Origin of the sequence: Chryseobacterium sp. GP-SGM7 (genome assembly GCF_049166575.1) — a bacterium.
In the GTDB taxonomy this organism is placed as follows: Bacteria; Bacteroidota; Bacteroidia; order Flavobacteriales; family Weeksellaceae; genus Chryseobacterium.
In genome coordinates this window covers 1,408,100-1,431,586 of sequence record NZ_JBMHFF010000001.1, presented here as the reverse complement: position 1 = coordinate 1,431,586, position 23,487 = coordinate 1,408,100, and the positions used below count along the sequence as shown (strand labels likewise).

Genomic DNA, 23,487 nt, shown 5'->3' with positions numbered 1-23,487 from the left:
TTTAAAAGTTAGAATCCGGAGGTTAATATTTAGTTTAAAATATATTTACTAACTTCTAGATTCTAATTTCTTTTTTATTTAGAAAACATTTGTCCCAGAATAATTCCTGCAGCCATTGAAACATTAAGGCTTTCTGTAGCCTGCGATTTCCCAAATCTTGGGATGCTTATTTTCTTGTTAAGAAGTTTTTCTGTTTCGTTACGCATCCCGTTTCCTTCGTTTCCTAAAATTAAATTGATTTTTTTTGGCTTCTCAAAATTATAAATATTTTCACCATCCATATCGGTTCCTACGTTGATATTTTCTGTATTTGAAAGATATTCAACTAAATTACAATAAACTATATTTACCCTTGTAAAAGAACCCATAGTCGCCTGAATTACTTTTGGATTGTAAAAATCTACTGTATCTTCACTGCAAATGATCTGCTCTATTCCAAACCAGTCTGCCAAACGAATGATCGTTCCCAAATTTCCGGGATCCTGAATTCCATCTAAAACCAATTGGAAATCTTTATCATCAAAATCAGATTTTTCTAACAACTCACAGACAGCTACAGAATCTTTAGGATTTTGCAGAAAACTGATCTTTTTGAGTTCATTCTCAGAGATGTGTGTAAATTGTACTTTTTTGGACAGAAAATTGTTAGGTTCTGTAGAAAATATTTCTTTAATTTTAAAGTTAGAATTAGGAAGTTCAAGAATAGTTTTATTCCCTTCAACCAAAAACAAATTGTATTTTTGCCTGAACTTCTTTTTATCTAAAGACTGTAAAATTTTAATTGTATGAGCTGTAAGCATTTTAAGAATTCTCCTCAAAAATATTATAAAATAATATCATTTGCAACATTTGTAGGTTTACTTTATGCGTGTAGTACCACAAAAAAAGTTCCGGATGGAGAATATCTGCTTACCCAAAATAATTTTGAGTTTGAAGATAAAAAACAGTTTTTCGATGAAGAGCTGAAAGATTATGTACAACAAAAGCCTAATAAGAAGCAGCTGCTTTTCATGCCTCTGAGCCTTCTTTTATACAACGCTGCAAACCCAAAATACGATACTATTCTTAATGAATACATGACGTATCCGAGTGAAATGAGAAATCAGAAACTTCGAGATTCTCTTTTTATTAAATACAATATGCAAAGCAGTGTCGGAAAAAGTCTTTTTATGGATAGATTATACCATAATTGGGGAACTCCGCCAGTAATTCTAGATCAGACAAGAACTGAAAAAAGCGCTCAGTCTATCGAAAAAAGAATGACTTACAGAGGTTTTTGGGATTCTGAAGTTAAATTTGCTCATAAATTAGATTCAGCCAATAAAAAAGCATCTGTACAATATTCAATTAAACACAACAGTCCTACCAATATTAAAGAATATTATTACAACATTCCGGATCCCGGTATCAGAGGGCTCTTTCAGCAAAGAATCAATGAAAGTTTGGTAAGAAGCGGGCAATTACTCGATCAGACGGTTTTAGAAAAAGAAATTACAAGAATTAATGATTGGATGCGTGAGAACGGATATTACCGTTTTAATGCGGGAAATGATGAAGTAGGTTTTATTGCAGATTCTTTGAGAAGCAGAAAAGAAGTTCCTTTGGTTTTGGAAATTCATAAAGATTCTATAGATCGTCCTTATAAGAGAGCCACTTTCGGAAATATCGACGTTGCCATTGTCGATCGGAACAGAGATTTTCCTAGACGAACAGTTAAAGACAGTTTAAGAAGAGTAAGATTTCATAAAGTAAATGATAACTATAAATCTGCAGCTTTGTGGAGAGCTGTAATTGTTGATAATAAAGCGGTTTATGATCAGAAAAAATTAGATCTCACTAAAAGAAACTTTTTGGCAATGAATAATTTCAGTATTCTGAAAGCCAGAGATTCTTTGAGACAAGGTGGGATGACAGCTCCAAATGACAGCATTGTAGATGTTTTGTATATATTAAAACCACTTGATAAATATGATCTGAAAGTTGGTACAGATTTAAATTATTCTCAGTTTTTAAATTGGGGGATCTCTCCTTCTGTAGATTTAACGACAAGAAATGTTTTCAGAGGAGCAGAAAACTTAACGACAAGTCTTGCGGGAACTTTCGGATCTATCAGAAATCCGAAAAATTTGGATAAAAGAATTTTGGCGTATGAATATTCTGCGCAGGCTTCATTAAGCTTTCCAAGATTGCTATTGCCATTTAATTATTATAAGTTAATCCCTAAAAGATATACTCCTACATCATCCATTGTTTTGGGAGCTTCAGTACAGAATAATATTGGTTTGGGAAGAACCAACTTCAATACAGGGTTAAACTATTTTGCCAACGTTAACGATCAGGTTTCCCATAGATTAACGCTCTTCAATACACTTTTCAGTTTAACTAAAAATAAAGACAGTTATTACGATTTTTTCGTGAGTGATAATGCAATCAGGGAGACGGTTTTTAATGATTACTTTAATTATAATCCGCAGGCTCAACAGCAGCTTCAAGCAGGAATATTAACGAGAGATCAGGTTTCTGAACAGATTATTAGAGATCTTGGTTATGTTGCCACGCTTGATGCTAAAAAAGCCGATGATTTATTATCATTCCTGGGAACTCTTACCAATAAAGACAGACAAACACAGGACGTTTTGATTTCATCAATGGTTTATAATTTTGTTTATAATGAAATTGGTAAAAAAGATTATCCAAATGCGTTTTATTTTAACGGAAAAGTTGAGTTAGCCGGAAATATTCCAAGTCTTTTTAATCAGAAAAGAAATGATGGCGGCGGAATTTTAAGAAGTCCTGAAAGAACAATTTTTGGAATTCCTTATGCTCAGTTTGTAAAATTTGATTTTGATATAAGAAAATATTTTAAGTTTAATGGGGATCAAACTTTGGTTCTTCGTCAGTTTATAGGTTTGGGAATTCCTTACGGAAATTCTTCCACAATGCCTTTTGTAAGATCTTATTTTAATGGTGGAGCCAATGATATTCGAGCTTGGGTGGCATTTGGAGGTTTAGGTCCGGGTGGATCTCAGATTGACGAAAGAGTGCGTACTTATTTGATGGGAAATATAAAATTGACCACAAATATTGAATATAGAATTCCATTTACAAATATGTATCAAGGTGCAATTTTTACCGATATTGGTAATGTCTGGAATACAGAAAATAATGGTTTTGACGACCAGTTTAAATTTAATAAATTTATCAGAGAAATGGGAGTTGGCAGCGGATTCGGACTAAGAGTAAATGTAGCATACATTACGCTAAGAGTTGACTTAGCTTATAAAATCTATGATCCAAACAGACCCGAAGCAGAAAGATGGAGATTCAGCAAAATTCAACCTCTAAAACCTACTTTGAATATTGCCTTCGGCTACCCTTTCTAATCAGGAGAAATACCCAAAATAAAATAAACTACAGCAGCCAATCTTGCGAGAATTTCGCGGGATTGGTTTCTGTAATAACTTTCAGCTTTTGTGACATCTTGAGCATCAAAACCTAAAGCATTCATATTATTATTTCTAGCGAAAAATAATGCCCTTAAATTGTGAAAGCCCTGAGAAACTATTATCACATTTTTTTTCTTGTAAACGTCTTTGCAACGTAATATGCTTTTATACGTGTTAAAGCCTTCAGGATCTTCAATGATAATATCCTCCGGAACACCTTCCTGGTAAATCAGATAATTTTTCATGGCAGCAGGCTCATTGTAACCTTTGCTTTTTTCACCACTTACAATAATTTTTTTTATTTTTCCGTGATGATAGAGCAATGCCGTTGCATCCATTCTTTTTGTAAAATACGGATTGGAGAGTCCGGAACGCATTCTTGGTGATGTTCCCAAAACTAAAGCAATTTCCCGAGGCGGAATTTTTGAAATTTTATTATACGTTCTGCCGTTTGTTAAGCCGATTACCCATGCATTAGAAAGACATACCAGAAGAAAAACAATTTCTACTGAAACAAAAAATAATTTGAATATGTACCGGATGAATCTCAATTAAAATCAAAGTTAAGTTTTATTTTCTTTGTTTTAGCAATCGACATACAAGCTAAAATTTTCCCTTGGCCTTCTTCTTTTTCAGTTAAATATTCATTTTCGAGCAATTCAACTTCACCTTCTTCCAAAGTGCATTCACAACTGCCACAAATTCCTGATTTACAAGAATAGGGTACAGGGAATCCTTGCGTTAATAACTGTTGCAAAATCTTCTCACGATTATCTCGAAAGTGAGCTTGATACATTTTTCCAAGCATCTTAAAATCTACCTGAACATCAGTAATCAAAGGAAACTCTTTTTCTATCGGATAAATATCATCATTAAACTCTTCGAACAATTCAAAATGAATGTTTTTCTTCGGAATCCCGTGATGATAACAAGCATTTGCTAATGTTTTAATCATCTCACCTTTTCCACAAATCAAAACTTCATCTACGGCATCCCAAATCGTAGACTCTTCATCGGTATCATCTAAGTGAAGAATTTGATTGATAATTAAATTTAATTTCTTTGCATCCAATCTTCCATAAAAAAGCTGATCTGCTGTTTTTTCTTGTGAATAAAAATAAAAAATCTGAAGTCTGTCATTATATCTTTTAGCTAAATCATCCAGTAAATCTCTATAAAGTAAATCTTCGGTATTCTTATTTCCATAAAAAAGAAAAAGTCTCGTTCGTGATTCGTTATGAAGAATATTTTTAAAATGACTTAAAATAGGCGTAATTCCTATTCCGGCAGCAAATCCTACAATCGTTCTGAATTCATGAGGTTTTGAGACCAAAGTAAATCTTCCGTTAGGCTCACTTACCAAAATTTCATCACCAGTTTCGTAGTTATAAAACAATTGAGAAGTAGCACTTTCTTCAGAATTTATTTTTATGGCTAAATTTATTTTTTGCTCATAAGGAGCAGATGTCATCGAATAATCATTGATAATACTTTCCCCGTGTGATTGAAATTTCACACTGATGTACTGACCTGCTTCAAATTGAAAATTTTCTTTCAGATTCTCAGGAATTTCGAGCTCCAGAGAAAAAGTATTTTTGGTCAGTTTTTCTTTTTTAGCTATTTTTAACCAATGAAACGGTGTAAGTTTCCCTTTATAGATTTGTTGTTCCATACTGCATTTCAAAAATAAATAAAAAATAATTATGAAATCATCATTATATCAATTTTTCTTAAACAGAATTAATAAGAGTGGTAATAATTCCAACCTGAAAACCAATAAATAATTTCCGTATGAAAAAGATAATTTTATCAACTCTATTGATCACAGCTTTGGTAAGCTGTAAAAAAGAAGCTGAAAAAACGGAAGAAAATACACTTAGTATAGATTCAACACAGATTGAAGCTCCAAAAACTGAAACTTCGAAAATTTCTCTAAAGGAAGTCAGCCAAAAAGAATTGGTAGAAATTTTAGATCAAAAAAACGACACATTATACGTTACCAATTTCTTTGCAACGTGGTGTGGACCATGCATGATGGAAATACCTCATTTCAAGAAAAAAATAGAAGAATTAAAGGGTAAGCCTGTGAAATTTACTTTTGTAGATATTCTGGATAAAATGGCATGGAAAGATAAAGTTCCGGCTTTTGCCCGAGAAAACGGATTGGAAAATCATATTGTCTTGGTAGACGAATCTAAATTTGATAATACATTTTTTTCTAATTTTGAAAGATGGAAAGGTAACGGAATTCCTTTTACTCACTTTAGAAAAGGCAGTAAAACAGATGAAATTGAAGGGTCAATGTCTGAAGAGATGCTGAATGAAAAAATAAACTCCTTTTTAAAATAATATTTACGAATCATTTCCAGAGAAATGTCCAAGAAATTTAAAATCCTTTGTTTATTATTAATATTTGCGATCGTATTAACTGCGATTATTAATCTAAACACAGGATTTTTAAGTTTAAATTTTCAGGATTTTTTTACAGAATCATCCAACAGCCAGATTGCTGAAATTCGTATAAACAGAGTTTTGGTAATGCTTTTGGCAGGAATTTCCATTCCGACTTCCGGTTTTCTGATGCAGGAATATTTTCAGAATCCTTTAGCCGGTCCTGATATTTTAGGGATTACATCAGTATCAAGTTTATCAGTCGCTTTTTTTATATTTTTTTCAAGCAGTATTATTCTTCCGGAATTTCTTCAAAACAGTTTTCTCAGTTTGTCTGCAATTGGAGGAAGTTTTTTATTGATGTTGGTTTTGTTATCTATGTCGAATAAATTTCAGGATAAATCTTACTTAATTATTTTCGGTTTTTTGGTTTCAGCTTTTGCCGGAGCAATTGTTTCTCTGCTTCAGTTTTACGCTGAAAATCAAAGTTTAAAAAACTATATTTTATGGTCTTTCGGAGCAAATAATATGGTTTCCAGAAATCAGATTTATGTATTATCAATTTTAGTTTCAGTTGGATTATTTATTTGTTTTAAAACCATAAAGCCTTTAATTGGAAATTCATTAGGAATATCTTATGCCCAAAGTTTAGGAGTCAATTTAAATCAATTGAAAATCTTGATTATTATTGCATCTTCTCTCCTTTCGGCAGCAGTCACAGCATTTTTAGGTCCTATTTTATTTATCGGAATTATTGTTCCGCATTTTTGCAGACTGATTTATAATCCCGCAAAACTTTGGCAACAATGGATTTTAAATATGTTTTTAGGAATATTGATGATGCTGTTTTTCTCAATTATTGCAGAAAAAACACAGATTCCTCTGAATGTAATCAGTTCAATATTCGGAATTCCTGTAATTTTAATGATGCTTTTGAAACAGAATAAAGTGTAAAATATGAATGATGAATTTGTCAATTATGAATTTAGAAAACTTCTCGCAGATTTGGGAAATAATGCAGATGTTTGAGAATATTTTTTAATTTAATTCTATAATAATACGTCCAATTTGTCATTCCGCAGGAATCTAAACTAATATTGTAAAGATGCTTCCAGCATGACAAATCCATAAAATATATGAATATCAGAATAACACAAGAACAATTAGTTATTGCAAATATTATTTTGTTTGTAATAAGTGTTGCTATTCTAGAATATTCAAAACTTTTTAGAATGAGCCAAGAAAAATATTGGATTTACTCATGGGGACATAATTGGTGGTTTATGGTTGGAATTCCTTTGGCATTTTGGGGATCATTAATCCTAGGAATTTATAGTTTATGGAAAGTCAAACAAAATAAGATTTTATATTTTATTTTTAGTCTTATTCCTCTTATTTTGTTTATTATTTTTATTTCAGTTTAAAACTATGCACCTACAAATCAACCAGACAAATATCGGCTACAACAAAACCTTAATCTCAAATGCAACTGCAAATTTGAATTTAGGTGAAGTTTGCTTGTTGATTGGTAATAATGGTGTCGGAAAAACAACTTTAATCAAATCTATTTTACATCAAATCCCGATTTTGGGTGGAGAAATTTTTATCAATAATAAAAATGTTAAAAACCTTTCCGTTAAAGAAATTGCAGAACATATTGCAGTTGTCTTTTCAAAATCAATTATTCCTCAAAATTACACCGTTGAAGATCTGATTTCGTTGGGAAAATATATCTATTATCCTTTTTATTTTGAGCTTAAAAAAGAAGATCGAGAAGAAGTTTCACATATTATAGAAGAACTGGATTTGGTTCAATATAAAAATACGTTACTTAAAAATCTTTCAGATGGAAATCTTCAAAAAGCCTTTATTGGAAGAGCTTTAACGCAAAACTCTCCTATCATTATTCTTGATGAACCAACAACTCATTTAGATGAAAAAAATAAAATTATCATTCTAAAAACTCTTCGAAAATTAGCTCAGGAACAAAATAAATTAATTCTATTTTCTTCCCACGACTGGCGTTTAGCAAAGGAATTTGCAGACAAGATTTGGTATGTAAAAGACAATCATTTGTATTCCGGAATTGTGGAGGATATTTTGCTTCAACATGATGAGCTGATAAATGCATCTTTATTTCAAATTAATGATCAATTTGTAGCTCCGAAAATTATTGCACCGGATTTTTACAAAGAAATGTTGTATTCTTTACTTCAAAAAAACTTCCAAAAAGACCTTTCTTCTTTGAATTTTGAATTTCAAAACAACTTTTGGTTAATTTCTAATGATTCTTCAAAACAACGATGCGAATCTTTTGAAGAAATCGTTAATTTCGTAAAAATCATTTATTAATACATAGTTTTCTTTATTTAATTCACATACTATGCATGCATAGTATTATGCTAATCATATAATTTAATCCATTAATTATCAGTTTATTAACAAATTTTAACGTTAATAAATGCTATGCATGCATAATATTTACTAAATTTGAATTAAACCTTTAGCAAAATATATGATGGATAACAATAAAGATAAAATAGAAAATGTAGATTTAATTTTGAAGCAGACCTGGCTGGCTGTTTCTAAAATGTACACAGATCTTGCTCAGGAACACGATTCTACGGCTGTTCAGGCTCTTACACTTCTTAAAATCGATCCTAAAGAAGGAACAAGAAGTACAAATCTAGGTCCCAAAATGGCTATCGAGCCAACTTCTCTTACAAGAATCATAAAACTTCTAGAAGACAACGGATATATCTATAAGGAGAAAACAACCACCGATAAACGTGAAGTGATTATTAAGCTTACAGATAAAGGGTTGAATTCCAGAAATATGTCTAAAGAAGTTGTCGTGAATTTCAACAAAAGAGTGATGGAAAAAATCTCTCCAGAAAAATTAGATACCTTCAAGGAAGTGATGTGCGAAATCATGAAAATCGCTACGGATCTGAATAATAAAAAATAATATACAAATCAATAAATCAAATGAAAAGAAGAATCAAACACGTTACAGTTCTTGGTTCAGGAATTATGGGAAGCGGTATTGCAGCGCACTTTGCCAATATTGGCGTAGAAGTTTCGTTGTTGGATATCGTTCCTTTTGAACTCTCTGAAGCAGAACAGAAAAAAGGTTTGACCAAAGATGACAAAGCGGTAAGAAACAGGATCGCTTCTGAAAACTTTGAAAAACTGAAAAAAGCAAGTCCTGCTCTACTTTATTCTCCGAAATTCGCAGATAGAATCAAGGTTGGAAATTTTGATGATGATTTACCAAAAATAAAAAATACAGACTGGATTATTGAAGTTGTAGTTGAAAGACTTGACATTAAGAAATCAGTTTATGAGAAAATCGAACAATTCAGAAAGCCCGGAACTTTGGTTTCTTCAAATACTTCAGGAATTCCGATCAATATGTTGGTGGAAGGAAGAAGCGACGATTTCAAACATTATTTTGCAGGAACTCATTTTTTTAATCCGGTAAGATATCTTCCGCTTTTGGAGATTATTCCTACAAACGATACCAATCCGGAAATCATTGATTTCTATATGAATTATGGTGCAAAATTCTTAGGAAAAACAACTGTTTTAGCGAAAGATACGCCTGCATTTATTGCGAACAGAATCGGAGTTTTCTCAATGATGGATTTGCTTCACAATGTTCAGAAGTTAGGCTTAACTGTTTCTGAAGTTGATAAATTGACAGGTCCGGTTATCGGTCGTCCAAAATCTGCGACGTTCAGAACGGCTGATGTTGTTGGTTTGGATACTTTGGTAATGGTTGCAAATGGTGTTCGTAACAGCGGTGTTGAAGCGAACGATTTCAACAATGTTTTTGCGCTTCCTGATTACATCCAAAAAATGGTTGATAATAAATGGTTAGGTTCAAAAACGGAACAAGGTTTCTACAAAAAAGTGAAAAATGCAGAAGAAAAATCTGAAATTCACGGATTAAATCTTGACACTTTAGAATACGAACTTCAAGGAAAATCTTCTTTCCCAACGTTAGAATTAACTAAAAATATTGATAAGCCGATTGACAGATTTAAAGTTTTAATTGGTGGAAAAGATAAAGCTGGAGAGCTTTACAGAAAATCTTTAGGAGCATTATTCGCTTATGTTTCACACAAAGTTCCTGAAATTTCTGACGAAGTTTACAAAATCGATGATGCCATGAGAGCAGGTTTCGGTTGGGAAAACGGGCCGTTTGAAATCTGGGATGCAGTTGGCGTTCAAAAAGGTATTGAACTGGCTAAAGATGCCGGTTATGAAGTTTCCGACTGGGTGAAAAACATTGAGACTTTTTATAAAGTAAATGATGAAGGTCAAAGCATTTATGTTGACAAAAATTCAGGGGAATACAATAAAATTCCTGGGCAGGAATCATTTATTATTTTAGATAATATCAGAAAAAATAAAACGCTTTGGAGTAATTCGGGAGCTGCAATTGAAGATTTAGGCGACGGAATTATCAACTTCGAGATTCGTTCTAAAATGAATTCTTTGGGAGGCGAAGTTTTAGATGGATTAAACAGAGCGATCGATTTAGCTGAAAAAGAATATGACGGTTTAGTTATTGGAAATCAAGGCACTAATTTCTCCGTTGGAGCGAATTTGGCAATGATTTTAATGATGGCTATCGAACAGGATTGGGATGATTTGAATATGGCGATTGCGTATTTCCAGAAATCAATGATGAGAGTTCGTTATTCTTCTATTCCTGTAGTCGTTGCTCCTCACGGAATGACGCTTGGTGGTGGTTGCGAAATGACCATGCACGCCGATAGAGTTGTTGCAGCAGCAGAAACTTACATTGGATTAGTAGAAACCGGAGTTGGTGTAATTCCCGGCGGTGGCGGAACAAAAGAGTTGACTTTAAGGACGTCAAGAGAATTCCACAGTGATGATGTTAAAAACAACAGACTTCGTGAAGCTTTCATGAATATAGCGATGGGTAAAGTGGCAACTTCCGCTTATGAAGCTTATGATATGGGAATTCTTGAAAAAGGAAAAGATATTATTGCAGTTGATAAAAGAACACAGATTAAAACAGCAAAAATGTTGGCTTTAAGTTTAGCAGAACATGGTTATACTCAACCTATCGAGCAGAAAGTAAAAGTTTTAGGTAAAGATGCTTTGGGAATGTTCTATGTTGGAACCGACCAGATGTTAACTGGAAATTTCATCTCTGCACACGACAAAAAAATTGCCGATAAATTAGCCAACGTCATGGTCGGAGGAAATCTTTCTGAACCAACTGTGGTAACTGAACAATATCTATTGAATCTTGAAAGAGAAACATTCTTACAGCTTTGTGGGGAGAGAAAGACATTGGAGAGAATTCAGTATATGTTACAAAACGGAAAACCGCTTAGAAATTAAGATTAAAAATTTTCACACAATTTGTCATTCCGTAGGAATCCAAACCTAGTAAAGATGCTTCCTGCATGACAAAGTGTATGTTTAAATCAAATAATTAAAACAAATGTCAAAACAAGCATATATAGTAAAAGGGTTCAGAACTGCCGTTGGAAAAGCTCCAAAAGGAAGTTTAAGATTCACAAGACCCGATGTAATGGCGGCAACCGTAATTGAAAAATTAATGGCTGAACTTCCGCAATTAGATAAAAACAGAATCGATGACCTTATCGTAGGAAACGCAATGCCGGAAGCTGAACAAGGCTTGAACGTTGCCCGTTTAATATCTTTAATGGGTTTAAATACCGACAAAGTTCCGGGAGTTACCGTAAACAGATATTGTGCATCCGGAAGTGAGGCGATTGCGATTGCTTCCGCAAAAATTCAGGCTGGAATGGCTGATTGTATTATTGCCGGAGGTACAGAGTCAATGTCTTATATTCCGATGGGTGGTTATAAACCGGTTCCTGAAACAGATATCGCCAAAACAAACCCTGATTATTATTGGGGAATGGGTTACACTGCAGAAGAAGTTGCAAAACAATACAACATCACTAGAGAAGAACAGGATCAGTTTGCTTTTGAATCTCATATGAAAGCTTTAAAAGCAAATTCAGAAGGTAAATTTGCAAACCAGATTGTTCCGATTCCTGTTGAATATAATTTCCTGGATGAAAACCAGAAAATGCAGACTAAAAAGTTTGATTTCTCAGTGGATGAAGGTCCGAGAGCAGATACATCTTTAGCTGGTTTGTCTAAATTAAGACCAGTTTTCGCCAACGGAGGAAGCGTAACTGCCGGAAATTCATCACAAATGAGTGACGGAGCTGCTTTCGTCATGGTAATGAGCGAAGAAATGGTAAAAGAATTAGGATTGGAACCGGAAGCAAGATTGGTAGCCTATGCAGCTGCAGGACTTGAACCAAGAATCATGGGAATGGGACCGATTTATGCCATTCCGAAAGCTTTGAAACAAGCAGGTTTAGAATTAAAAAATATTGAATTAATTGAATTAAACGAAGCCTTCGCCTCTCAATCTGTTGCCATTAAAAAAGAATTAGGTTTAAATCCGGATATTTTAAATGTAAACGGTGGAGCAATCGCTCTGGGCCATCCACTTGGATGTACCGGAACAAAATTAACTGTCCAGCTTCTTGATGAAATGAGAAAGCGTGGAAACAAATATGGAATGGTTTCTATGTGTGTGGGAACAGGGCAAGGTGCTGCAAGTATTTTTGAATTGCTTTAAAAGCAATGAAAACAATAATCCTTATATGCGGTATTTACAGTTTAGCTTTTGCTATTTTTCATATAAGTTTTTGGAAATTATTCAAATGGAACAGTGATTTGACAAAAATCAGTTTTGCTAACAAAGGAATAATGCAGATTCTGAATGTTCAGATTGTTTATTATTTTCTTTTCACGGCTTTCATATGTTTCGTTTTTCCCTATGAACTTATCTCAACAAAATTAGGAAATATGTTTTTGCTCGGTTGTTCTTTATTTTGGTTGATAAGAACGATACAACAATTTATTTTCCTAAGAGCAAATCATTATGCGATTCATATTCTGACCGTTATATTTATTATTGGAGCAATTATTTTCGGTTTAGCTGTTTTCATAAAATAAAAATAATTTGAAAAATTAAAAAAATAAAATAATATATGACTACATTAAAAGGTGGTGAATTCCTAATTAAAGAAATTCCTGCAAACGAAATTTTCAGTTTGGAAGAGCTGAGTGAAGAACAAAAAATGCTTCGTGATTCTGCGAAAGAATTTATCGATAGAGAAGTTGTTCCGCATCACGATCGTTTTGAGAAAAAAGATTATGCTTTGACGGAAGAAACAATGCGTAAACTAGGCGAAATGGGACTTTTAGGAATCACAGTTCCTGAAGAATACGGCGGTCTTGGAATGGGATTCGTGAGTACAATGTTGGCTTGCGATTATGTTTCAGGAGGAAACGGTTCATTAGCAACAGCTTACGGAGCTCATACTGGAATCGGAACGCTTCCTACTCTACTTTATGGAAGCGAAGAATTAAAAAAGAAGTACCTTCCGGATTTAGCGGCAGGAACAAAATTCGGAGCATATTGCTTGACTGAACCGGATGCAGGTTCTGATGCAAATTCAGGAAAGACAAGAGCAAAATTATCTGAAGATGGAAAACATTATATCATCAACGGACAGAAAATGTGGATTTCCAATGCAGGATTCGCAGATACTTTCACTTTGTTTGCCAAAATTGATGACGATAAGAATATCACAGGTTTTGTAATCAACCGTTCTGAATTGGAAGATCCAAACAGCTTGACTTTCGGTGAGGAAGAGCATAAACTGGGTATTCGTTCGTCTTCAACACGTCAGGTTTTCTTTAATGATATGAAAGTTCCTGTAGAGAATATGTTGGGTGAAAGAAACAATGGTTTCAAAATCGCTTTAAATGCATTAAATGTTGGTAGAATTAAATTAGCGGCTGCCAATCTTGACGGACAAAGGAGAATTTTAAACCATTCTATTCAATATTCAAACGAGAGAAAGCAGTTTGGCGTTTCAATTTCAACTTTCGGAGCAATCAGAAAGAAAATTGCTGAAATGTCAACCGGAGTTTTCGTAAGTGAATCCGGTTCTTACCGTTTGGCAAAAAATGTTGAAGATAAAATTTCAGAATTGGTTGCAGGAGGGATGGATCATCAGCAAGCTGAATTAAAAGGTGTTGAAGAATTCGCAGTAGAAGCTTCTATCCTTAAAGTTTTTGTATCAGATCTTACTCAGGTTACTGCCGATGAAGGAATTCAAATTTACGGTGGAATGGGCTTCTCAGAAGATACTCCGATGGAATCTGCATGGAGAGATGCAAGAATCGGAAGAATTTACGAAGGAACCAACGAAATCAACAGGCTTCTTGCAGTCGGAATGTTGATTAAGAGAGCAATGAAAGGAGAATTAGATTTACTTTCTCCGGCAATGGCAATCAGCAAAGAATTGATGGGAATTCCATCATTTGAAGTTCCGGATTATTCTGAATTTATGAGTGAAGAAAAAGCAATCATTGCAAATCTTAAGAAAGTTTTCTTAATGGTTTCCGGAGCTGCCCTTCAAAAATACATGATGGATATTGAGAAACAGCAACATTTATTGTTAAATGCTTCTGAGATTCTTAACCAGATCTACATGGCAGAATCTACAGTTTTACGAGCTGAAAAACACTTCTCTGCTGATTCTGTAGAAGCAGCAATGGCTCAGTTAAACCTTTATAAAGCGATTGACAAAATTATTTCTGCTGCAAAAGAAGGAATTGTTTCTTTCGCGGAAGGCGATGAACAAAGAATGATGCTTTCAGGTTTAAGAAGATTTACAAAATATACCAATAGCCCGAATGTAGTAGCACTGACTGAAAAAGTGGCCGCTCATTACATCGAAAAAGGAGCTTATTAAGCTGTCTTACATAAATTTGATTTTAAAACGTTCCAATTTTTGGGACGTTTTTTTTATAGATTAAAATCAAAATTGATAATCAGGATTAAAAAAAACCTGAAAATGTAATAATAAGAAGTTATCATTTGTCTTATAATAACACTTTGAGTTTAAGCAAATAAAATTTAATATTTAACGTAATAAAATTTAAAACAATGAAACTATTATTAATTACAACATTATCTTCAATAACAATCTCAGCACAAATTTCTGCGATAAAACCGCTTAAAACTGATTCTACAAAATTTGACAATTCTATTACCAAATTATACAGGATGCCCGTAGTTAAGCCGAAAAATCCCGCACTTTATTCCAGCTTAAAAGCTCCGAAAAAAGATTCAGAATTATATAAAATACCCAATCTTATGGATTTGAAAACACCTCCGAAACTTGCCGTAAAATAGCAGTTACTGAAGTAAAATTGTGGATAAATTTTCTTCAAAATCGTTGAGTTTATCTAAGACGTTTTATATTTTTGTATTCTATTTTTCTAATAAGAATGACAAAGGAAGAACTTTTAAATAAGGCAATAAGAATTGCTGATAAAGCACATAAAGGTCAAAAAGATAAATATCATGCTCCATATATTGCTCATGTAATGCGTGTCATGGAGTACGGCAAAACGATGGACGAGAAAATCGTTGGTGTTTTACATGATGTGGTAGAAGACCACGCCGAAGAATTCAGTTTTGAATTTTTAAGATCTGAAGGTTTTCCTGAATATATTCTTTTTGCGATCAGTTGTCTTACCAAATTTGATCCTGAAGAAGTTTACGACGATTTTGTGAAAAGAACGGAAAGATCTCCTCTTGCTGTTGCCGTAAAGCTCAATGATCTTCGTGACAATATGGATTTGAGAAGAGTTAACCGTGAATTAACTTCAAAAGATATTCATCGTTTTAACAAATATCTGAAAGCGTACCGATATTTAACAGAGAAATATTAAATTAATCGGCTCCCGGAAAATGATAGGTCTTATTTTTCTTATCATTATTGGTATCGTCGATGTTGATATTTAAAGCAAGATATACGAAATGCACATTTTTATTTCCTTTAGCCTCAAATTCTCTTTGCCAAAGATACCCGCCTAAAACTCCAAAGTGTTCATCAATCTGGTAACCGAAACCTCCGTAAACTCTGTTTCTTGCAAAAGCAGGTTTCATAGGTGTTACAACAAAAACTTCGTCATAAACATTGGCGAAAACAGTTCCGGGTGCAATTTTTTTTGCGTTTAAAGGCACTGAAATATTTAATCGGTAACGGTAACGCATTCTTTCTGAGCTTTTATCAGATTGAGGCTCATAAAACCATGATTTTTCAGCTCTGAATCTGTTTTCAAACTTTACACGTCCCTGTTTAAAATCAATAACATCCTGCAACCAAACTCGAAATTCTTCTTTATTAATTGCATGATCTTTATAGGTTGCGTATCGACCTAAACCGACAAATGGTTTATGATTTTTGGTAAGATTATATCCTAATCCACCTTTTATTTCGTAGTAATCAGGGTAAGTATACTCCTCAATTCCTCTGGATTGTCCTTCAGCATAAAGGAAAAATTTTGGATGAAACTTATAAGTGATGGTGAGTGCATTAAACGAGGAAATATGTTCCTGCGCTTTGTAAATACTTAAACTTAAAAGTAAACTCAGACTTAAAATAAGTTTCATCCAAAAAAAATTTTTGCAAATGTAATTGATTTAACTTTTCTGTAATATTAAGTTTACTTAATATTAATATTGTATGAAAAACCAATGTGAAACCATCTTTGCGGCATTGGTACTCCGAAAGTTTCTGTATAATCAGAATCTGTCACATTGTTAATTAAAGCATATACTGAAAAGTCTTTTCTGTTGAAACTCAATTTTTCATCAAGCAAATGATAGCTTCCCAAATTCACTCTGTCATTATATCTGTAAACCAATTCGTTGGTAAAATATTTCAGAAACCTTGTCTGAAGTTTTGCTACAAACTGATGCTTCAGATTATCAAGCGCATAACGGGAGTTCAGATCATTTAAGTCTTTCAGTTTATTGTCAATATAGGTATAACCCAAAGTATATTTCATCCAATCGAAAACCTGATGCCCGATTTCAGCTTCCATCCCTTTAATTTCGGTATCTCCAATATTTCTTGAATACCAAACCAGATCTTCCAGAGATTTTTTTGTCCAGTCGATCGAATTATTAGAATTTCTGTAAAAACCGCTCAGTTTTGCTAAAATATTTTTGTTTTGATATTGATATCCAAGTTCTGCATAAACTGCGTTTTCAGGCAAAAGATTGGGATTTCCCTGTTCTGTTTTGCTGGTGTAATACAAATCTGTGAAAGTAGGAACTCTGTGAACTCTTGAGATATTTCCATACACTTTATTATTCTGGTAAAACGTGTAACCAATATCTAAACCAGGATAAAAGAAGTTTCCGTTGGTGGAATAATTTGCCCATGAAGCTCCCGGACTGATGTTTAATTTTTTATCGAAAAATGAAAAGTGATGCTCGAAGAAAACCTGTGTCACAAAACGTTCTCTGTTCCCAAGATTATTACTTGCCAGAAATTCTTTCCTCAATTCAACGCCCAACCCAGTAGTTCCTAAACTTGAAGTATAGCTTGAATTTACTTCTCCGCCAACATTATTCCCGATGTGCATATTTCTGTAGATCTCAGGTTTTTCTCTGTTAAACAGATACATATCCTGCCCTCTTCTCCAGTAAACATTAGAATTAAGCTTTAATTTTCCGAAAATTTGTTGATGCGCGAGACTCACAATAGATGCCTGTAATTCTTCATATTGCTCAGTTGCTTTTGGTGAAGAATAAAATCCGTTGGCTCCGAATTTCTTCTCAGAAAAACCGGCTTGCAATCTGATGTCACCATTTTTTATTTTTAACTGATTCTGATAAAAAACATTTCTGATTTCAAAATCGGTATTATATCGGTAACCTTGCGATGAATTTGAATTGGCCTGTAAAGTATTTGAAAATTTTTCGTTTCCGAGATTGGCATTTAATCCGAAACCGTATGTCTCATAATCTCCTGCATTAGCAGAGACTTTTACATTTTTCCCAATATGAGTTTTAGTAATAATATTAATTGCCCCTGCATAAGCATTCTGTCCAAATCGTCTCGCAGCAGGGCCTTTGATGATTTCAATCCTTTCAACATTATCCAAATCAACAGGAATATTCAGAGAATTGTGACCGGTTTGCGAGTCATTCATTCTGATTCCGTTGATTAAAATTAAAACCTGCTCAAAAGAACTTCCTCTGAAACCGACATCACTCTGGACTCCGTTTGCACCTCTCCTTCTGATGTCCATTCCCGGAATTTGCTGTAGAATTTCATCAATACTTGCAGCCGGAGAATGTATAATATCATCTCTAGTAATCACAGAGATATTCTGATTGGCATTTTTGTAAGGGGTTGCGATAAATTTTCCCTGAATCTCAACAGAATCTATATCCGAAGTTTTTACCTGTGCATTTACCGAGCAAAGCGCAGCAAGAAAAATCACAGTTCCGAGTTTCTTATTCATATTACTTTAGTTTATTTTTGAAGCTTCCAAAATTAGGAGACTTTCTCAAAACCAAAAAATGATACATATCATAAAAAAGATGCATAAAATATGCATCTCCAAAGTGTTTGTAAACTCTTTTTTACCTTTTTCTCATTAAATGTGTAATAAAATGGTAGAAAAATTTTCTCATGTTTATTACTAATTTAGCATTGCAATTTTACAAGAAAAATATTTACAAAGCAAGAGCAGAAGATTCAGGTTCAAATAATTTTTCATGAAGAAGCATTAATATGTTTTTTATAAATTGATTGACAATAATTTATAAGAATTTAAAATTTGTTTAAGCTAAGAATTCAATTTATGGGATTTAATTCTTTTAAATAAAATCCATCAAAAATTCGTATTTTTGCTAGTCTTAATTTTACTATGGCTTCAATTACAGAAATAGATATAAAGAAACAGGTGTTCGTTAAAAATGCACACCTGAACAACCTGAAACACATAGATGTTTTAATTCCGAAAAATAAGTTAATTGTCATTACAGGAGTTTCCGGAAGCGGAAAATCTTCTTTGGCTTTTGATACTATTTATGCGGAAGGACAGAGAAGATATGTGGAAAGTTTAAGTTCTTATGCACGTCAGTTTTTGGGTAAATTAGAAAAACCAAAAGTTGATGATATAAAAGGTTTAGCACCTTCCATTGCAATTCAGCAGAAAGTAATTTCATCCAATCCACGTTCTACAGTCGGAACTTCTACGGAAATCTACGATTATATGAAGCTTTTGTATGCAAGAATCGGGAAAACATTTTCTCCGGTTTCTGGGAATGAAGTAAAAAAAGATTCGGTAACGGATGTCGTAGATTTTATTAGAAATTCTGAAAATAATGTTCCGTTTTTATTAACGGCTCCTTTGAATTTTGATATTGAGAATTTTACAGATACTTTAAATGTTTTAAAACTTGCAGGTTTTACAAGATTAGAAGTCAACGGAAATTTGGCCGGAATCGAAGATTTAGAAAGCTTTGGTTTTACGCCTGAAAAAGGCATGGAAATCAATTTGGTGATCGACCGTTTTTCGTATGAAGAAGATGAAAGTTTCCTTCAGCGTTTGGCAGATTCCATTCAGATGGCTTTTTACGAAGGTCGTGGATATTGCTCACTGAAAAATACTGAAACCGGAAATGTAAAAGAATTTTCAAATAAGTTTGAGCTCGACGGAATAGAATTTCTGGAACCGAATGTTCATTTTTTTAGTTTTAATAATCCTTTTGGTGCTTGTCCGACTTGTGAAGGCTACGGAAAAGTGATCGGAATTGATGAAGATTTGGTTATTCCAAACAAAGCTTTGTCGGTTTTTGAAGATGCAGTCGCTTCCTGGAAAGGTGAAACCATGAGTGAATGGAAAAAAGATTTCATTAAAAAAGCAAAAGACTTCCCTATTCATAAACCTTATCATCAATTGACCAAAGAACAGAAAAATTATCTTTGGAAAGGCGACGGAAAAGCAAGTTTCCCATCTTTGAATAATTTCTTCAAAATGTTGGAAGAAAATTTATATAAAATTCAATATCGTGTGATGCTTTCCCGTTACAGAGGTAAAACGCTTTGTCCGACTTGTGAAGGTTTGCGTTTGCGTGAAGAAACAAGCTGGGTAAAAATCGACGGAAACAATATTCAGTCGATGATTGAGCTTCCTTTGGATGAGCTTTTACCATTAATACAAAACCTACAACTTTCAGAACACGATAAAGAAATTGCGAAAAGATTACTTTACGAAATTACAACGAGAGTTGAATTTTTGCTAAAAGTTGGCTTGGGATATTTAACAATTAATCGAACTTCCAATACACTTTCGGGAGGCGAAAGCCAGAGAATTAATTTGGCAACAAGTTTGGGAAGTTCTTTGGTAGGTTCTATTTATATTTTAGATGAACCTTCGATTGGATTGCACTCAAGAGATACCGAAAATCTAATTGGAGTTTTAAAAAATCTTCGTGATTTAGGAAATACTGTAATCGTTGTAGAACATGATGAAGATGTGATGAAAGCTGCAGATTATATCATTGATATTGGTCCTGAAGCCGGATATTTAGGCGGAGAATTGGTTTTTGCAGGTGATTATAAAGAGTTGAAAGATGCCAATACGCTTACTTCAAAATATCTTACAGGAAGATTAGAAATAAAAGTTCCTGAAAAGCGCAGAAAAGCAAAAGAATTTATTCATATTAAAGGTGCAAGATCAAACAATTTAAAAAATATTGATGTTGACGTTCCGTTAGAAAGTTTAGTTGTCATTTCAGGAGTTTCAGGAAGTGGAAAATCTACTTTGATGAAAGAAATTTTGACGAATGATATTCAGATTCAGCTTGGAATGGGCGGAAAAAAGGGAGATTATGATTCTGTGGAATTCCCGAAAAAATTAATCAAGCATATTGAATTGATTGACCAGAATCCTATCGGAAAATCTTCCCGTTCAAATCCTGTAACGTATTTAAAAGCGTATGATGACATTCGTGATTTGTTTTCTAAGCAGAAAAGTGCAAAAATGATGGGCTACAAACCAAAACATTTCTCTTTCAACGTTGATGGCGGAAGATGTGATGAATGTAAAGGTGAAGGCGTAATCAATGTTTCGATGCAGTTTATGGCAGACATCGAGCTCGAATGTGAAACCTGTAAAGGAACCCGTTTTAAAAATGAAGTTCTTGAGGTAAGATTTGACGAAAAAAACATTTCAGATATTCTTCACATGACGGTTGATGAAGCTTTGGCGTTTTTTAAAGAAAATAAAGAAGACAAAATCGTGACAAAACTGACACCGCTTCAGGATGTTGGTCTGGGATATTTACAGCTTGGACAGAGCTCTTCTACTCTTTCCGGAGGTGAAGCACAACGTGTAAAGCTTGCTTCTTTCTTAGTAAAAGGTGTTACCACAGACAAAACTTTGTTTGTTTTTGATGAACCTTCGACAGGATTGCATTTCCATGATATTCAAAAATTACTAAAATCTTTACAGGCTTTAATTGATCTTGGGCATTCTGTTATTGTTATCGAGCATCAACCGGATATTATGAAATCTGCCGATCATATTATTGACATCGGTCCCGAAGCAGGAAAATATGGGGGAGAAATTGTTTTTGCGGGAACTCCCGAAGATTTAGCAAAGAATAAAAAATCACATACGGCAAAGTATATTGCGGAGAAGTTGTAACATATTATGAGATTTCTCTTTTCAATATTAATAATTTTCGTCGTATTTTCTTGTCAAAAGAAAGAAGGAAAAAGTATTGAAAAGAGAGATTTTATTGTCTCTAAATTTAATGATGACGCTGAAAAACGTTTTCAGGAAGCAAAACTGAAAGACCCGGAATTAGTTCAAATTAAGGATACTAAGTTGTATGACTATCCGAAAGGAGCAGTTAATTTTGTTTTTTTGAAAGATAATTCTATTTATTATTACAATGAAGAACTGACTTGGAATTGGTGCGGAACTGGATTAGAAAATCTGAAACCACAAGAAAGAACTTTATCTTCAAATAGCTTAAATTCAATAAAATACAGCGAAATCTATAATTTACTAAAAACAAAATCTACAAAAGAAGAAATGAGAAATCATCGCAATGAGTTGCAACATTTATCTTTCTCTTTTGAAAATGATACCATCAAAGACTTCAACATTTATAAACTTCTACATGACATTGATAGTTTTGGTTATCATTCATATACAGTAAGAAGAATTGCTCATTTTGAAGCAAATGCTTTAAGCAACAAAAATAACTTTCGAAGTTATCCACAAAAAAATGTGGATAAGTAGTGAATTTTAACATTAAATTTACATTTCGTATTAAAAATATTCCTACATTTACTATGTAATAAAAATGAAATGAATCTTTTTCTTGCCTTTTTCGAGTTCGAAATCGCAATTAAATTTGAAATAAAAATTTAAGCACAGCATCGTCGGCTGTGCTTTTTTGTTGTTGTCTAATTAAAAAAATGAGATGTATTTATCTACTGAATCCGCTTCTAAAGAGCGGGTTCTTTTATTTAGGTTTTAAGGTTTTTCTTTAGAAATCCAAATTCCACTGATGACGCTCTGATCTCTGTAAATCCAGACGCATACAAATTTCATGTCTTTAGACTTTTCAAAATCAGCATCAAAAACAATATATTCTATAGGATCTTGATCTTTTGTGTAATCTTGAAGGTAAGCCGAGTTAAACTTTTTAACCGTTATTTTTCCATTATTCTGTGAGGATTCTTCACAATTTTTTTCATACGTTTCATTCAATTTTCTCTCAAATCTTTTGTCTAAAATGAAATTATTAAATTTTGAAAAGTCTTTATTTTCACATTTATTAAAATATTCTTTAATAAATTGCTCACTAATCTGAACTCTTTCATTATTAATTTTTGAGTTACAGATTTTCGTATAAGATTTTTGTGAAAATAAAATAGTAGAAATGCTTACTGCAAAAAGATAAAAAAAATTTTTCATTGTTTTTGTGTTTACTTATTTTCAAAAGTAAGAATTTATTTGACTGAATTTTCACGTTTCAAAAAATAAAAACCGACAAGCAAAACTTATCGGTTCTTGAAAAATGAAAAATTAATATGGATGAACTATTTGATGTTTTTAGAATCGTTTTAATTCTAAAACAAATTTATATTTATTTAGAATAAATATAAATAATATTTGCCTGACTTTTATCAGTTTCTCACATTTAGTTCATCTTTCTCTCTTGTAAGTTGATCCAGCTTTTTCAATAAGGCTGGAATTCTATAATTTCCGTGCATATTTATGATATTGGAATGAGTTTCATCAACATCAATTCCAATCGCAGTAAGGAATAACGGAGTTTTGCTTTCGCCACGAAAGACAGTTCTTCTTTGACAATCTTCACTGTTAAAACTATTTTTTGCAATACCTATAATTGGATATTTTTTATCTAAAGATTGATAAAGATAACCTCCCAAACCAATTTTTCCGTTATTATCTAAAGTCACATAACCGTCTACAATAATTAAATCTCCGTTTTGTAAATCAATTTTCTTTAACAAACTCAGAATACAAGGCAGTTCTCTCTTATAAAAAGCGCCACTTTCATAATCGGAAGTGACCTTAGTATTCTCAGAATAGATAAAACTTTCAGTTTCAGAATTCCAGTTTTCGAAAGCAATGCAGACTGTTTTGGCGGAGCTTTCGTAATAATACGTGTCGAATGCGTAAATCATAT

Annotated in this window: 21 protein-coding genes; 14 read left to right on the top strand and 7 right to left on the bottom strand. The window is 33.1% G+C overall.

Annotated features, from left to right (window positions below):
* Positions 1 to 74: 74 nt before the first annotated feature.
* Positions 75 to 800: a TrmH family RNA methyltransferase gene (locus tag ACOOWA_RS06285; protein WP_421373973.1), complete on the bottom strand. Its 726-nt coding sequence runs from the start codon at positions 798 to 800 to the stop codon at positions 75 to 77.
* On the opposite strand from ACOOWA_RS06285, the gene ACOOWA_RS06280 reads away from it, so the two are divergent.
* Entirely contained in the window at positions 786 to 3,383 is a 2,598-nt protein-coding gene (locus tag ACOOWA_RS06280; RefSeq protein ID WP_421373972.1) for a BamA/TamA family outer membrane protein, read from the top strand. The genes ACOOWA_RS06285 and ACOOWA_RS06280 overlap by 15 nt on opposite strands.
* On the opposite strand, the gene ACOOWA_RS06275 is transcribed toward ACOOWA_RS06280, so the two are convergent.
* On the bottom strand, positions 3,380 to 3,997 hold the full coding sequence (locus tag ACOOWA_RS06275) for a SanA/YdcF family protein (protein ID WP_421373971.1): 618 nt from the start codon (positions 3,995 to 3,997) through the stop codon (positions 3,380 to 3,382). The two genes, ACOOWA_RS06280 and ACOOWA_RS06275, sit on opposite strands and share 4 nt — an antisense overlap.
* Positions 3,994 to 5,118, bottom strand: a complete 1,125-nt coding sequence (locus ACOOWA_RS06270; RefSeq protein ID WP_421373970.1) for a 2Fe-2S iron-sulfur cluster-binding protein — start codon at positions 5,116 to 5,118, stop codon at positions 3,994 to 3,996. Before ACOOWA_RS06270 ends, ACOOWA_RS06275 begins: the two co-directional genes overlap by 4 nt.
* Before the next feature lie 119 nt (positions 5,119 to 5,237).
* On the opposite strand from ACOOWA_RS06270, the gene ACOOWA_RS06265 reads away from it, so the two are divergent.
* The 11 genes from ACOOWA_RS06265 (at position 5,238) to ACOOWA_RS06215 (ending at position 15,680) form a co-directional block, all read left to right on the top strand.
* Positions 5,238 to 5,795: a TlpA family protein disulfide reductase gene (locus ACOOWA_RS06265; protein ID WP_421373969.1), complete on the top strand. Its 558-nt coding sequence runs from the start codon at positions 5,238 to 5,240 to the stop codon at positions 5,793 to 5,795.
* Positions 5,796 to 5,819: 24 nt separating this feature from the next.
* Positions 5,820 to 6,791 (top strand): iron chelate uptake ABC transporter family permease subunit, encoded by a 972-nt coding sequence (locus tag ACOOWA_RS06260; RefSeq protein WP_421373968.1) that lies wholly within the window; start codon positions 5,820 to 5,822, stop codon positions 6,789 to 6,791.
* 182 nt (positions 6,792 to 6,973) lie between these two features.
* The gene (locus ACOOWA_RS06255; protein WP_421373967.1) at positions 6,974 to 7,261 is read left to right on the top strand and encodes a hypothetical protein; all 288 of its coding nucleotides are present in this window, start codon (positions 6,974 to 6,976) and stop codon (positions 7,259 to 7,261) included.
* 4 nt (positions 7,262 to 7,265) lie between these two features.
* Complete coding sequence (locus tag ACOOWA_RS06250; RefSeq protein ID WP_421373966.1) at positions 7,266 to 8,189, top strand: ABC transporter ATP-binding protein; 924 nt, start codon at positions 7,266 to 7,268, stop codon at positions 8,187 to 8,189.
* Positions 8,190 to 8,355: 166 nt separating this feature from the next.
* Positions 8,356 to 8,805 carry a MarR family winged helix-turn-helix transcriptional regulator gene (locus ACOOWA_RS06245; RefSeq protein WP_421374658.1) on the top strand — a complete coding sequence of 150 codons (450 nt, stop codon included), beginning with the start codon at positions 8,356 to 8,358 and terminating at the stop codon, positions 8,803 to 8,805.
* Positions 8,806 to 8,825: 20 nt separating this feature from the next.
* Positions 8,826 to 11,219: a 3-hydroxyacyl-CoA dehydrogenase/enoyl-CoA hydratase family protein gene (locus ACOOWA_RS06240; RefSeq protein ID WP_421373965.1), complete on the top strand. Its 2,394-nt coding sequence runs from the start codon at positions 8,826 to 8,828 to the stop codon at positions 11,217 to 11,219.
* Between the two features lie 103 nt (positions 11,220 to 11,322).
* Positions 11,323 to 12,504 (top strand): acetyl-CoA C-acyltransferase, encoded by a 1,182-nt coding sequence (locus tag ACOOWA_RS06235; protein ID WP_421373964.1) that lies wholly within the window; start codon positions 11,323 to 11,325, stop codon positions 12,502 to 12,504.
* Positions 12,505 to 12,509: 5 nt separating this feature from the next.
* Positions 12,510 to 12,884 (top strand): hypothetical protein, encoded by a 375-nt coding sequence (locus ACOOWA_RS06230; protein WP_421373962.1) that lies wholly within the window; start codon positions 12,510 to 12,512, stop codon positions 12,882 to 12,884.
* 35 nt (positions 12,885 to 12,919) lie between these two features.
* Positions 12,920 to 14,695: an acyl-CoA dehydrogenase family protein gene (locus tag ACOOWA_RS06225; protein ID WP_421373961.1), complete on the top strand. Its 1,776-nt coding sequence runs from the start codon at positions 12,920 to 12,922 to the stop codon at positions 14,693 to 14,695.
* Between the two features lie 194 nt (positions 14,696 to 14,889).
* Positions 14,890 to 15,138 (top strand): hypothetical protein, encoded by a 249-nt coding sequence (locus ACOOWA_RS06220; protein WP_421373959.1) that lies wholly within the window; start codon positions 14,890 to 14,892, stop codon positions 15,136 to 15,138.
* Positions 15,139 to 15,233: 95 nt separating this feature from the next.
* Positions 15,234 to 15,680 carry a phosphohydrolase gene (locus tag ACOOWA_RS06215; RefSeq protein WP_421373958.1) on the top strand — a complete coding sequence of 149 codons (447 nt, stop codon included), beginning with the start codon at positions 15,234 to 15,236 and terminating at the stop codon, positions 15,678 to 15,680.
* Between the two features lies 1 nt (position 15,681).
* On the opposite strand, the gene ACOOWA_RS06210 is transcribed toward ACOOWA_RS06215, so the two are convergent.
* Both ACOOWA_RS06210 and ACOOWA_RS06205 read right to left on the bottom strand, forming a co-directional pair.
* Positions 15,682 to 16,404, bottom strand: coding sequence for a DUF2490 domain-containing protein (locus ACOOWA_RS06210; protein ID WP_421373957.1), 723 nt, complete (start codon positions 16,402 to 16,404; stop codon positions 15,682 to 15,684).
* Between the two features lie 53 nt (positions 16,405 to 16,457).
* Entirely contained in the window at positions 16,458 to 18,269 is a 1,812-nt protein-coding gene (locus tag ACOOWA_RS06205) for a TonB-dependent receptor plug domain-containing protein (RefSeq protein WP_421373956.1), read from the bottom strand.
* Positions 18,270 to 18,677: 408 nt separating this feature from the next.
* Here ACOOWA_RS06205 and uvrA point away from each other — a divergent pair, with 408 nt between their 5' ends.
* Both uvrA and ACOOWA_RS06195 read left to right on the top strand, forming a co-directional pair.
* Positions 18,678 to 21,464 carry an excinuclease ABC subunit UvrA gene (gene uvrA / locus ACOOWA_RS06200; RefSeq protein ID WP_421373955.1) on the top strand — a complete coding sequence of 929 codons (2,787 nt, stop codon included), beginning with the start codon at positions 18,678 to 18,680 and terminating at the stop codon, positions 21,462 to 21,464.
* Between the two features lie 6 nt (positions 21,465 to 21,470).
* Positions 21,471 to 22,067, top strand: a complete 597-nt coding sequence (locus ACOOWA_RS06195; protein WP_421373954.1) for a hypothetical protein — start codon at positions 21,471 to 21,473, stop codon at positions 22,065 to 22,067.
* Between the two features lie 237 nt (positions 22,068 to 22,304).
* Here ACOOWA_RS06195 and ACOOWA_RS06190 read toward each other — a convergent pair whose 3' ends face one another.
* Together ACOOWA_RS06190 and ACOOWA_RS06185 are read right to left on the bottom strand one after the other, a co-directional pair.
* Positions 22,305 to 22,748, bottom strand: a complete 444-nt coding sequence (locus ACOOWA_RS06190) for a hypothetical protein (RefSeq protein WP_421373953.1) — start codon at positions 22,746 to 22,748, stop codon at positions 22,305 to 22,307.
* Between the two features lie 212 nt (positions 22,749 to 22,960).
* A complete protein-coding gene (locus ACOOWA_RS06185; RefSeq protein ID WP_421373952.1) occupies positions 22,961 to 23,485 on the bottom strand; it encodes an endonuclease V in 525 nt (174 codons plus the stop codon).
* Between the last annotated feature and the right edge of the window lie 2 nt (positions 23,486 to 23,487).

Bases quoted from the DNA above. Each gene is read 5' to 3' on its own strand.
- ACOOWA_RS06280 (WP_421373972.1), top strand. From the start codon at position 786: ATGAGCTGTAAGCATTTTAAGAATTCTCCTCAAAAATATTATAAAATA.
- ACOOWA_RS06285 (WP_421373973.1), bottom strand. From the start codon at position 800: ATGCTTACAGCTCATACAATTAAAATTTTACAGTCTTTAGATAAAAAG.
- ACOOWA_RS06270 (WP_421373970.1), bottom strand. From the start codon at position 5,118: ATGGAACAACAAATCTATAAAGGGAAACTTACACCGTTTCATTGGTTA.
- ACOOWA_RS06265 (WP_421373969.1), top strand. From the start codon at position 5,238: ATGAAAAAGATAATTTTATCAACTCTATTGATCACAGCTTTGGTAAGC.
- ACOOWA_RS06260 (WP_421373968.1), top strand. From the start codon at position 5,820: ATGTCCAAGAAATTTAAAATCCTTTGTTTATTATTAATATTTGCGATC.
- ACOOWA_RS06255 (WP_421373967.1), top strand. From the start codon at position 6,974: ATGAATATCAGAATAACACAAGAACAATTAGTTATTGCAAATATTATT.
- ACOOWA_RS06250 (WP_421373966.1), top strand. From the start codon at position 7,266: ATGCACCTACAAATCAACCAGACAAATATCGGCTACAACAAAACCTTA.
- ACOOWA_RS06245 (WP_421374658.1), top strand. From the start codon at position 8,356: ATGGATAACAATAAAGATAAAATAGAAAATGTAGATTTAATTTTGAAG.
- ACOOWA_RS06240 (WP_421373965.1), top strand. From the start codon at position 8,826: ATGAAAAGAAGAATCAAACACGTTACAGTTCTTGGTTCAGGAATTATG.
- ACOOWA_RS06235 (WP_421373964.1), top strand. From the start codon at position 11,323: ATGTCAAAACAAGCATATATAGTAAAAGGGTTCAGAACTGCCGTTGGA.
- ACOOWA_RS06230 (WP_421373962.1), top strand. From the start codon at position 12,510: ATGAAAACAATAATCCTTATATGCGGTATTTACAGTTTAGCTTTTGCT.
- ACOOWA_RS06225 (WP_421373961.1), top strand. From the start codon at position 12,920: ATGACTACATTAAAAGGTGGTGAATTCCTAATTAAAGAAATTCCTGCA.
- ACOOWA_RS06220 (WP_421373959.1), top strand. From the start codon at position 14,890: ATGAAACTATTATTAATTACAACATTATCTTCAATAACAATCTCAGCA.
- ACOOWA_RS06215 (WP_421373958.1), top strand. From the start codon at position 15,234: ATGACAAAGGAAGAACTTTTAAATAAGGCAATAAGAATTGCTGATAAA.
- ACOOWA_RS06210 (WP_421373957.1), bottom strand. From the start codon at position 16,404: ATGAAACTTATTTTAAGTCTGAGTTTACTTTTAAGTTTAAGTATTTAC.
- ACOOWA_RS06205 (WP_421373956.1), bottom strand. From the start codon at position 18,269: ATGAATAAGAAACTCGGAACTGTGATTTTTCTTGCTGCGCTTTGCTCG.
- uvrA (WP_421373955.1), top strand. From the start codon at position 18,678: ATGGCTTCAATTACAGAAATAGATATAAAGAAACAGGTGTTCGTTAAA.
- ACOOWA_RS06195 (WP_421373954.1), top strand. From the start codon at position 21,471: ATGAGATTTCTCTTTTCAATATTAATAATTTTCGTCGTATTTTCTTGT.
- ACOOWA_RS06190 (WP_421373953.1), bottom strand. From the start codon at position 22,748: ATGAAAAATTTTTTTTATCTTTTTGCAGTAAGCATTTCTACTATTTTA.
- ACOOWA_RS06185 (WP_421373952.1), bottom strand. From the start codon at position 23,485: ATGATTTACGCATTCGACACGTATTATTACGAAAGCTCCGCCAAAACA.